Raw genomic sequence first — 9585 nt, forward strand, 5'->3', positions numbered from 1 at the left:
ACCGAAAGCAATACTGTCCCGGTAGCCGGTTAATTTAGCGTTCTTATGGGACTGAATTTACCACAAGCGAAGACTGGCGCCTGGCTTCCAGCGCCTTGAAACGTTTGAGAAAAGCCGTTTGCGCCCAAGTCACGGATTTTGGCGTGAAGTCGAAGCGGTCGGCGGAGAAGCCGCGCGGCCGGCCGAAATATTCGGTCGCCTCCGCCGTCGAGAAGCCGGCCAGCAGCGTCGCCTCGTAATAGGCGGCGATCTGGTCGGCGCGCTTGATGTCCTTGCGCAGGGCCGCATTAAGCTCCGCCGGCAGAGAGAAACGCAGATGGATGGCGCGTTGCAGGCGCAATTCGCAGTCCTTGTAGGAGCCGCCCATCACCGATTTGAACGGGGAGATCATGTCGCCGATGACATATTCGGGTGCATCGTGCAGCAGTGCCGCGAGCCGCGCCTCGGCCGTGGCCTCGGGCGCCAATTCGCCGTAAAGCGCTTCGACCAGCAGCGAATGCTGCGCGACGGAGAAGGCGTGATCGCCGCGGGTCTGGCCGTTCCAGCGGGCCACGCGGGCAAGGCCGTGCGCGATGTCGGCAATCTCGATGTCGAGCGGCGAAGGGTCGAGCAGGTCGAGCCGCCGCCCCGAAAGCATGCGTTGCCAGGCGCGCGGCGGCGCCCCGGCGCGGTCGGCCGCCATCAGGCCTCCTCCGCGCTGACCACTTCCTGCGGGAAGGAGAATTTCGCCCAGGCGGGAATGGCTAGTGTCACAGGAACGTCGCCGGCCATGATGGTTTCACCGGCATCGACTGCCGTCTTGACGCGGTCGATGCGGGCGATCGCAAGACCGGTTCGGCCGCTGACAGATCCGAGCACGCCTACCGGCCGGCTGGCAACGGTGATCTCGGTACCGGTCGCGGGCAGGGGGCTATCGGCCGACGCGATCAGGACACGGCGCCGCGCGGTGCCGCGATGCTGCATGCGTGAGACCACTTCCTGGCCGATATAGCAGCCCTTCTTGAAGCCGACGCCGCCGGTCTCGTCGAGCAGCACGTCATGCGGGAAGGCGTCGCCAAGCTGGTAGTCGGAGCCGCTTTCTGCAATGCCGTAGCCAATGCGCATGTTCAGCCAGCCATTCGGATCGCCACCGTCCCGCGCCTCGCCGCCATAAGTGCGCCTAACCGCGATATCTTGGAACCGCGTGTCGACAAGCGCGCTTGAATCGGAAGGTGAGACGGTTGAATCATCACCCCACGCGACAGTGACAAGCACCTGATCCTGCTTGGCAATCTCGGCCTTCGCCCTTAGCCGGTAAAGCATCAGCCGGCGCACGAAATCGTCGATGATGTCGGCCCGGCATTCGAACTGGAAGCCGCTGTCGCCGGCGCGCGAGATCAGGAAATCGAACAGGATCTTGCCCTGGGGCGAAAGCAGAGCACCGGGCTTTGCCTCGCCGGGCTGCAGCGTATCGAGATCGGTGGTGAGGATGTTCTGCAGGAAATGCTCGGCATCGGGGCCTGACACGGAAATGAGCGCGCGGTCTTTGATGCGGGCAAAGGGCATGAGCGTAAATCGGCCTGATCTTGCAAAACGTTCGCCCATTACGTAAGCCGACCACACTCCCCCCGCAAGAGATTGGACCTGTCCATGGCAACCACCTTCGACCTCATCCTGACAGGCGGCACCGTGGTCAACCATGACGGCGAGGGTCGGCGCGACGTCGGCGTGCAGGGCGGACGCATCGCACGGATCGGCGATCTCGGCCAGGCTTCGGCCGGCGAAACCATCGACTGCACCGGCCTGCACGTCCTGCCGGGCGTCATCGACAGCCAGGTGCATTTCCGCGAGCCGGGGCTGGAGCACAAGGAGGACCTGGAGACGGGTTCTCGCGCGGCGGTGCTGGGCGGCGTCACCGCCGTTTTCGAGATGCCGAACACCAATCCTTTGACCACCAGCGAGGCCGCGCTGGCCGACAAGGTGCGGCGCGCCACGAACCGCATGCATTGCGACTTCGCCTTCTGGGTCGGCGGCACGCGCGACAATGCTCGCGATGTCGGCGAACTGGAACGGCTGCCGGGAGCGGCCGGCATAAAAGTGTTCATGGGCTCGTCCACCGGCGACCTTCTGGTCGAGGACGACGAAGGCGTCGCTTCGATCCTGCGCAACACTCGCCGCCGCTCCGCCTTTCATTCCGAGGACGAGTTCCGCCTGCGCGAACGGCTCGGCGAGCGCATTGAGGGGGATCCGTCGTCGCATCCCGTCTGGCGCGACGAAATCGCCGCGCTGCGCTGCACGGAGCGGTTGGTGCGCATCGCCAGGCAGACGCGTGCACGCATCCATGTGCTGCACATCTCGACGGCCGAGGAGATCGTCTTTCTCGAACAGCACAAGGATGTCGCGACCTGCGAGGCGACGCCGCATCACCTGACACTGACGGCCGATGACTACGCCAGACTTGGCACGCTGATCCAGATGAACCCGCCGGTCCGCGCCGCCCGCCACCGCGACGGCGTCTGGCATGGCATTGCGCAAGGCATCGTCGATGTTCTTGGCTCCGACCACGCGCCGCACACGCTTGCCGAGAAGGCGAAGACCTATCCGGGCTCGCCATCCGGCATGACTGGCGTTCAGACCCTGGTGCCGATCATGCTCGACCATGTGAATGCCGGGCGGCTCACCTTGCAGCGCTTCGTCGACCTTTCCAGCCACGGTCCGCAGCGCATCTTCGGCATGGCCAGGAAAGGCCGCATCGCCGCGGGCTACGACGCCGATTTCACGGTCGTCGACCTGAAGCGGCGTGAGACCATCACCAACGCCCAGGCCGGCTCCAAGGCCGGCTGGACGCCCTATGACGGCAAGCAAGTGATGGGTTGGCCGGTCGGCACCATCCTGCGCGGCGCGCGCGTCATGTGGGAAGGCGAGATCGTCATGCCCGGCCAGGGCAGGGCGGTGGAGTTCTCCGAGGCGCTGCCGGCTTAGCCTCGCCAAAAATTGGATTTGTTAAGCGCTCTGCATTATCTTGTGTGCGCTATGACCGCGAATATTGCCCCGATCATTCCTGCGGAATTCCCCGAGCTCCAGGCCCTCGCCTGGAACCGCGATGTCTCGCGCCCTATTCCCGCGAAAGAGGCCTTTGCGCTTTACGAGCGCAACTGGCGCTTTGTCGATCAAAAGCGCCTTACGGTACGTGAGAAGCTGCTTATCATGAAGTTGGCTGACGAATTCGGCCACGGTATCCTTCTGACCACATCGTGATAGTCCATCTTTCTATCCTCGACGCGTGTTACCGCTGCGCTCGATAGGAATATTGCGGGTAGAGATCATGAAGGCGTTCGGAAAACCGGAACACAGGATTATCGCCGAAGCCCTCGGACTGATGGATCGTGACTTCCTGACGGCCACTCAATGCTGGTTTGGCGGAGGCACGGCCATCGTCATGAAACTCGGCGAGTATCGTAGGTCGCTGGATCTGGATTTCCTTTGCGCCGACGCCAGCGGCTACCGCGAGCTGCGGACACGAGCCTCGGAACTCGGCGTTCGGGCTTTCTTCCCTGAACCCGTCGAAGCCGTCCGGGATTTCCAGATCGATCAATATGGGCTTAGGGCCGTCGTGCGCTTCAAAGGGCAACCGATCCGGTTTGAAGTCGTCCGGGAGGGGCGCATCGATCTGCGCGGTCAATTCGACGAGGATTTGGGAGTACCGGCGCTCGTTCCAGCAGACATGTTTGCCGAGAAGCTGCTGGCGAATGCCGACCGATGCCAGGATCGCGCAGTCGCATACCGAGATGCTTTCGATCTCGGTATGCTGGTTAGGGCCTATGGGCAAATCCCGGCTGAGGCCCTCGACAAGGCGCAAACCGCCTATGGCCCCGACGTCGAACGCAAAGTCGTTTGGGTTATCGGCAAGCTCCGGGACAAAGGCGAACTGCGCGACGCAACCGAGGTCTTGCAAATGGATCCTGCGGTGGGTGCCGACGCCATCTCGGCCTTGCGAGAGGAAGCGGCTCGCATCTGGCCGGAGGCAGGGAAGACATAAGTTTCCCGCTCAATCTCCCGCGACGAAGAACAGCCATTGTCCCGTCGGCGTGATGCCGACGCGGTAGAAGATGTAGGCGCCGAACTGCTTCATGTCGTCATAGTCGCTGGCCGTGACCAGCTTGAACAATTCGACGCGCTGCCTGGGATCGAGCTTGTCGAGCGGCAGCGCGAAGAAATACGGCCAGACATAGAGTTCCTGCGGCGTGCCGGTGTCGACATGCACATAGCCGGCCGAAAGCACCTCTTCCAGGATGGCGAGGATCTCCTGGCCGTCGCCGTCGCCCGAGAGGCCCTTGAGGAAGGTGACAGGGTCGCCGTCGATGTCGCCCAGCGACAGTTGCGTCATGGAATCGCCCTTGCCGATCAGCGGCCTCAGCTTCTCGATGTCGCCGCTTTTGCAGGCCTCGATGATCAGCCCATGCATGCGCTTGACCGGTTCGGGAAGCGTGTTGAGGTCGTAGACGACCGCCGGCGGCGGTGCGTCCGGATCGGCGCGCGGGCTGGTGATGCCGCCATTGGCGGGCGGCGTTTCCGGCTCCGGCTTGTCCGTGTCGTCGGCCGGCTGGCCGCTGTCCGAAGGCTTGGAGCCGGGCGCTTCCGGCACCGGCACGGTCGTGCCGGGCGCGGCGCTGTCGCTGTTGACGGGCGGCGTCACCGGGGAAGGCAGATCCTCGCGCTGGATCTCGCTCAGTGCGTAGGAAGGCGTGCTGGCGAGGCACAAAGGCAGCGCCAGGTATGAGGCGGTGATCAGGATGTTGAGGGCCAGCCCGCGCGGCCGGCCTGACATCGAAAATCTCACCGCTTGCCTCTCCATTGTTACCCGGCCTGGTCCGGGCGGCGCCTTGAATGGTCAAGCGCATGGGCATGATGCCCAAACGGCGTGCCCTCGTCAAAAGTCACGGTCGAAAAGTCGCGGTCAAACAGATGACTAGTGCTTCAGCCGTTCCGGCTCGAACACGCCGGCGATCACTTTCTCGCGCATGCGGTCGAGCAGCGCCAGCGCCGAGGTCTCGCCGTTGGCGCGCAGCATCTCGCCGAAAGCCGTCTCCAGCGCTGCTTCGGCGATGATTTCCGGTTCGATGCCAGCCGACAGGCCTTCCGCCCAGGCTTCGCTGTGGCTCTCCACGGCGGTCAGGCGCTTTTCTTCCCTGACCAACGCGTCGATGTCGCTGACACCATGTTCCATTGCGATGTCCACCTTCTGCAAGCGGCGATCCGACCGATGGATCCGGCTTGGTCTGCCAGTTCGTCCGCAGCCTCACTTAAGCCTTTGTAAATACGACATTTTTGCGGTCGAAATCTACATTGTCGGCGAGACTGTCCCCAATCGATGCCGAGCTTAGCCGATTAGACCGGCTTGCGGCATCAAAACCTTCAGTTTGAGTTAATTCCGCAATTGCACGCTAACGTTTCATTAACGCTGTTGCGTAAGTGCAACACATGATTGCACCAGAGCGGGACAGGAGACAATAAGGCACCTCACATCGACGCCGGTTGCCGCAAAAAATCTGCGGAAAACCTTGCCGCGGCCGAGCCGTGCTCAATTCCCGTAGCGGGAGGCGATGTCGCGCGACAGCGTCTCACCTTCCTTCATGTAGCGGGCGATGGCCTCGGTCGCCGAAGGCGTGCATTGCGTATAGGTCCCGCTGAAGGAGCGGTAGCCGCGGTTGAACGAGGCGATGAAGCGGGCGCGCCGGTCGGGATCGGGATTTTCCGACTCGAGCAGCTTTTCCATCTGGATCCGCCACTGGTCGCCCTTCTCGCCACAGAGATTGCGCAGGAAATGCAGCGATCCGAGCACTTCGGCCAGTCGCATCAGCCCAGGCTCGAAAGGCGACTCAGCGGCGAGCGTCGGTGGCGCCGCGACGGCGACGCTGATAGCGAGGCACGCGGCGAGAAAAGCGGAAGCGCGGGTCATCAGAGCCTTGCGATGAAAGAGCACGGCTTTGTGGCGAAACATTTTGTCGTCCGCAAGGCCGTTCTGGATGCTCACCGCCTGGCCCCTTGCGACGGGCCGAGCAACTCCTCGGCGACCGAGAACACTTCGCCGGCAAGCGGCATCCCCGCCATCTCCGCCAGCGTGTAGAACGCCGCGGTCTCGGCGTCGTCGTTTGCTACGGGCTCGCCGCCGGCATAGGCGGCGCCGAACACCGTCAGCATATAGTCGACCGCGTGGTTTTCCGCCTGGCCGTCGATATGGATGTCGTGCAACGGGCGATAGCCCGTCGCCTCGAGCCCGGTTTCTTCCAGCAATTCGCGCGCCGCCGCCTCCGCCAGCGTTTCGCCCGGCTCGACCTTGCCGCCGGGATAGGCATAGAGCCCTTGCGATGGCGCCCGCGCACGCTTGACCAGAAGCACGGTGCCGCCACGCACGACGGCGACGGAAACGGCCGGTATGACCTTGCGCTGTTCCATGCGTGCCGATCTTTCTGCAGCCTTTTGTGGACCGATTGGGCGAATCCAGCTTTAGCCGTTGCGGCGCGGCGGTTCCATCGCCACTTTCATGGCCCGTCAATTGATGAGCCCAGATCCCATGTGCGGACGCTTTGCCTTGACCGCCACGCCGGACCAGACCGCAGCCTTTCTCGGCCTTGCCGAACTGGAGGAATTTCCGGCGCGCTACAACATCGCGCCAACGCAGCCGGTGCTGATGGCGCTTGCCGGCCCGGCGCGGGAACCCGGCTCGAATCTGCCCGACCGCCAGGCGATGCTGGTGCGCTGGGGCCTGATTCCGGCCTGGGTCGAGGACACCAAAGCGTTTCCGCTGCTCATCAACGCTCGCGCCGAAGGCGTGTTGCAGAAAGCCTCCTTCAAGACCGCCATGCGCCACCGCCGCGCTCTTGTGCCGGCATCGGGCTTCTACGAGTGGCAGCAGTCGGGCTCGGCCAAGGGTCAGCCCTACTGGATCCGCCCGCGGCGCGGCGGCGTGGTCGCCTTCGCCGGTCTGATCGAGACTTACTCCGAGCCGGGCGGCTCGGAGATGGATACCGGCGCGATCATCACGACCGAGGCCAATGCCGGCATCGCCCATATCCACGACCGCATGCCGGTGGTCATCGACGAGCCCGACTTCGCCCGCTGGCTCGATTGCCGCACACAGGAACCGCGCGACGTGCTCGATCTGCTGAGGCCCGCGGAACCCGATTTCTTCGAGGCGATTCCGGTTTCAGACCTGGTCAACAAGGTCGCCAACACCGGGCCGGAGATCCAGGAGCGCGGCATCGTCTCGCCAAAAGCCGAAAAGCCGGGACGCCAGAAGCCTGGCGCGGACGAAAACCAGATGAGCTTGTTCTAGCGAAGGCTGCATGCCTCGAAAGGCTGCTTTGGGGCCTTCCTCTCCAGGGCGCTCTTTGGCGCCCCTCATTGCCGGCGTCCCCGTCGTCGGGGATCATGCCGGTCGTGCCTTTTCAGGCAGCGCGCGGCGAGACGATCTTCTGCGCGGGCTTCTTCTTCTTCGCGGTGTGGAGAAGGGCGGCCACGATGGCCGCCGGGCCGATCGCGCGGTAGTGGCTGGCGAGAGCCGGCTGCGTTTGTCGGTTCTGTTCCTGCTTGCTGCGAGCCATGATTCTCTTCCCTGGTAACGGTTCCGTGTTCAGCGTTTGGCTGCTGATTCCGACCAAATCGTGACACCCTGGCGGTCTAGCCGGCGAATGTTTCATCACTGTGCCGACATGTTTAATAAAATGTTTCGGCTTGTTTTTACCTGTGATCCAACGACATCTTTCCTAATGCGAGCGACTTGACGGCAACACCTCCCGGCGCGATAAAGCCGCCCATGAAAACGTCTTTCGCCATTTGTGGCATTTGCATTATTGGCTAGCCTCGCGCTGGTCCGGACGTTTTCGCCTCATCTTTCCCCAGATCGGAAAAACGCCCCGGCCAGCAGGCTGGAGCCTGATTTGTGCCTTCGGCGCGAAGCTGGTTCCGGCAAACACAAGTTAAGGACCGGGACCGCATGGCTGACGCATCGAAGGGCCTCAACCTCTACAACACGCTAACGCGGACGAAGGGACCTTTCGTCCCGATCGATCCGTTGAACCTGCGCATGTATGTCTGCGGCCCGACCGTCTACGACTTTGCCCATATCGGCAATGCGCGTCCGGCGATCGTCTTCGACGTGCTTTTCCGTCTGTTGCGCCATCTCTACGGTGAAAGCCACGTCACGTATGTGCGCAACATCACGGATGTCGACGACAAGATAAATGCCCGGGCGCTGCGCGATTTCGGCGGTGAGATCGCGGCCGGAAAGCTCTCGCTCAACGACGCCATCCGCAAGGTCACCGAAAAGACCGCCGACCAATACCACAAGGACGTCGCGGCCCTTGGCTGCCTTGAGCCGACCTACGAGCCAAGGGCGACGGAGTTCGTCGCGCCCCGCGCCGATGGCAAGGCCGACATGCTGTCCCTGATTGCGCAACTGATCGAGCGCGGCCACGCCTATGTCGCCGGCGGCGAGGTGCTGTTCGACACCGCCTCGATGCCGGACTACGGCGAATTGTCGAAGCGCAATCTCGACGAACAGCAGGCCGGGGTGCGCATCGCCGTCGACGCGCACAAGAAGAACCCCGGCGATTTCGTGCTGTGGAAACTGTCGAGCCCCGAAGAGCCCGGCTGGGAGAGCCCGTGGGGCAGGGGCCGGCCCGGCTGGCACATCGAATGCTCGGCCATGTCGGCCGCCTATCTCGGCGAGGTCTTCGACATCCATGGCGGCGGCCTCGACCTGATCTTCCCGCACCACGAGAACGAGATCGCCCAGTCGCGCTGCGCCCATGGCACCAAAGTCATGGCCAATGTGTGGATGCACAACGGCTTCCTGCAGGTCGAGGGCCAGAAGATGTCGAAGAGCCTCGGCAATTTCTTCTCCATCCATGAGCTGCTGGAGACCGAGACGTTCGGCGGCCGCACCTGGCCGGGCGAGGTGCTGAGGCTGGCGATGCTGATGACGCATTACCGCGAGCCGATCGACTTCTCCGTGCGCAAGCTGGAGGAAGCCGAAAACACGCTGCGCAAATGGAAGCGCGCCGCCGACCTCGCGCCTGTGGCGGCAAAAGAATTACCGGCCGAGGTGGTGGAAGCGCTCTCCGACGATCTCGCCACCTACACTGCCTTCCAGCGGCTGACGCAGCTCGCAGGCGAAGCGGTCGATGCCGGCGGCGAGGTCGGGAATGGCGCAGCCGCTTCGCTGAAGGCAGCGCTGGCCTTCCTCGGCTTCGATACGGGCGCGGCCAAGGTGGACGAGACGGCGGTGGCAAAGGCAATCGCGGATCGTCTGGCGCTGATCGCGGCCAAGAACTGGGCCGAGGCCGATCGCATCCGCGACGAGTTGCTGGTGCAGGGCGTGCAACTGAAGGACGGCAAGGACCCTTCCACTGGGCAGCGCGTGACGACGTGGGAGTTCAAAAGGTGAGGGCTGATGCCAGCGAGACAGGACTTGAGAGGACGGCGCGAGGCGCCCCCCTCTGGCCTGCCGGCCATCTCCCCCTCAAGGGCAGGGCTATCGCATATGAGTAAAGAGCTCATAGAAGAAGTCTCTGCTCCAGTTGGCTCTTCGCATTTTGCTTGCGA

General features: G+C 63.3%; 12 protein-coding genes. 5 read left to right on the forward strand and 7 right to left on the reverse strand.

Annotated elements, in window-relative coordinates; genetic code table 11:
• Window positions 1-43: 43 nt before the first annotated feature.
• Window positions 44-682: an HD family hydrolase gene (locus FJW06_RS24020; protein WP_140755171.1), complete on the reverse strand. Its 639-nt coding sequence runs from the start codon at window positions 680-682 to the stop codon at window positions 44-46.
• Window positions 682-1545, reverse strand: coding sequence for a folate-binding protein YgfZ (locus FJW06_RS24025; protein ID WP_140755173.1), 864 nt, complete (start codon window positions 1543-1545; stop codon window positions 682-684). The genes FJW06_RS24020 and FJW06_RS24025 overlap by 1 nt, the downstream gene beginning before the upstream one ends.
• A gap of 84 nt (window positions 1546-1629) precedes the next feature.
• Here FJW06_RS24025 and FJW06_RS24030 point away from each other — a divergent pair, with 84 nt between their 5' ends.
• The 3 genes from FJW06_RS24030 (at window position 1630) to FJW06_RS24040 (ending at window position 4018) form a co-directional block, all read left to right on the forward strand.
• On the forward strand, window positions 1630-2961 hold the full coding sequence (locus tag FJW06_RS24030) for a dihydroorotase (protein WP_140755175.1): 1332 nt from the start codon (window positions 1630-1632) through the stop codon (window positions 2959-2961).
• Between the two features lie 51 nt (window positions 2962-3012).
• Window positions 3013-3237 (forward strand): hypothetical protein, encoded by a 225-nt coding sequence (locus FJW06_RS24035; RefSeq protein ID WP_140755177.1) that lies wholly within the window; start codon window positions 3013-3015, stop codon window positions 3235-3237.
• 67 nt (window positions 3238-3304) lie between these two features.
• Window positions 3305-4018, forward strand: a complete 714-nt coding sequence (locus FJW06_RS24040) for a nucleotidyl transferase AbiEii/AbiGii toxin family protein (RefSeq protein ID WP_140755179.1) — start codon at window positions 3305-3307, stop codon at window positions 4016-4018.
• A gap of 9 nt (window positions 4019-4027) precedes the next feature.
• On the opposite strand, the gene FJW06_RS24045 is transcribed toward FJW06_RS24040, so the two are convergent.
• From FJW06_RS24045 to FJW06_RS24060, 4 genes are all read right to left on the reverse strand, one after another.
• Complete coding sequence (locus FJW06_RS24045; RefSeq protein WP_181178532.1) at window positions 4028-4819, reverse strand: hypothetical protein; 792 nt, start codon at window positions 4817-4819, stop codon at window positions 4028-4030.
• A gap of 129 nt (window positions 4820-4948) precedes the next feature.
• The gene (locus FJW06_RS24050; RefSeq protein ID WP_140755181.1) at window positions 4949-5206 is read right to left on the reverse strand and encodes a hypothetical protein; all 258 of its coding nucleotides are present in this window, start codon (window positions 5204-5206) and stop codon (window positions 4949-4951) included.
• A gap of 354 nt (window positions 5207-5560) precedes the next feature.
• Window positions 5561-5938 carry a TIGR02301 family protein gene (locus FJW06_RS24055; protein WP_140755197.1) on the reverse strand — a complete coding sequence of 126 codons (378 nt, stop codon included), beginning with the start codon at window positions 5936-5938 and terminating at the stop codon, window positions 5561-5563.
• 71 nt (window positions 5939-6009) lie between these two features.
• Entirely contained in the window at window positions 6010-6435 is a 426-nt protein-coding gene (locus FJW06_RS24060; protein WP_140755183.1) for an NUDIX hydrolase, read from the reverse strand.
• A 118-nt stretch (window positions 6436-6553) separates the two neighbouring features.
• On the opposite strand from FJW06_RS24060, the gene FJW06_RS24065 reads away from it, so the two are divergent.
• On the forward strand, window positions 6554-7315 hold the full coding sequence (locus FJW06_RS24065) for an SOS response-associated peptidase (RefSeq protein ID WP_140755185.1): 762 nt from the start codon (window positions 6554-6556) through the stop codon (window positions 7313-7315).
• A gap of 112 nt (window positions 7316-7427) precedes the next feature.
• Here FJW06_RS24065 and FJW06_RS24070 read toward each other — a convergent pair whose 3' ends face one another.
• Complete coding sequence (locus FJW06_RS24070; RefSeq protein ID WP_140755187.1) at window positions 7428-7583, reverse strand: hypothetical protein; 156 nt, start codon at window positions 7581-7583, stop codon at window positions 7428-7430.
• Between the two features lie 392 nt (window positions 7584-7975).
• Between FJW06_RS24070 and cysS the strand changes: the two genes are divergently transcribed.
• Entirely contained in the window at window positions 7976-9427 is a 1452-nt protein-coding gene (cysS, locus tag FJW06_RS24075; RefSeq protein WP_140755189.1) for a cysteine--tRNA ligase, read from the forward strand.
• Window positions 9428-9585 lie beyond the last annotated feature (158 nt).

This window comes from Mesorhizobium sp. B4-1-3 (assembly GCF_006439355.1).
Lineage (GTDB): Bacteria > Pseudomonadota > Alphaproteobacteria > Rhizobiales > Rhizobiaceae > Mesorhizobium.

Coding starts and splice junctions, on each gene's coding strand:
- FJW06_RS24030 (WP_140755175.1), top strand. CDS start 1,630: ATGGCAACCACCTTCGACCTCATCCTGACAGGCGGCACCGTGGTCAAC.
- cysS (WP_140755189.1), top strand. CDS start 7,976: ATGGCTGACGCATCGAAGGGCCTCAACCTCTACAACACGCTAACGCGG.
- FJW06_RS24060 (WP_140755183.1), bottom strand. CDS start 6,435: ATGGAACAGCGCAAGGTCATACCGGCCGTTTCCGTCGCCGTCGTGCGT.
- FJW06_RS24070 (WP_140755187.1), bottom strand. CDS start 7,583: ATGGCTCGCAGCAAGCAGGAACAGAACCGACAAACGCAGCCGGCTCTC.
- FJW06_RS24055 (WP_140755197.1), bottom strand. CDS start 5,938: ATGACCCGCGCTTCCGCTTTTCTCGCCGCGTGCCTCGCTATCAGCGTC.
- FJW06_RS24020 (WP_140755171.1), bottom strand. CDS start 682: ATGGCGGCCGACCGCGCCGGGGCGCCGCCGCGCGCCTGGCAACGCATG.
- FJW06_RS24025 (WP_140755173.1), bottom strand. CDS start 1,545: ATGCCCTTTGCCCGCATCAAAGACCGCGCGCTCATTTCCGTGTCAGGC.
- FJW06_RS24050 (WP_140755181.1), bottom strand. CDS start 5,206: ATGGAACATGGTGTCAGCGACATCGACGCGTTGGTCAGGGAAGAAAAG.
- FJW06_RS24040 (WP_140755179.1), top strand. CDS start 3,305: ATGAAGGCGTTCGGAAAACCGGAACACAGGATTATCGCCGAAGCCCTC.
- FJW06_RS24035 (WP_140755177.1), top strand. CDS start 3,013: ATGACCGCGAATATTGCCCCGATCATTCCTGCGGAATTCCCCGAGCTC.
- FJW06_RS24065 (WP_140755185.1), top strand. CDS start 6,554: ATGTGCGGACGCTTTGCCTTGACCGCCACGCCGGACCAGACCGCAGCC.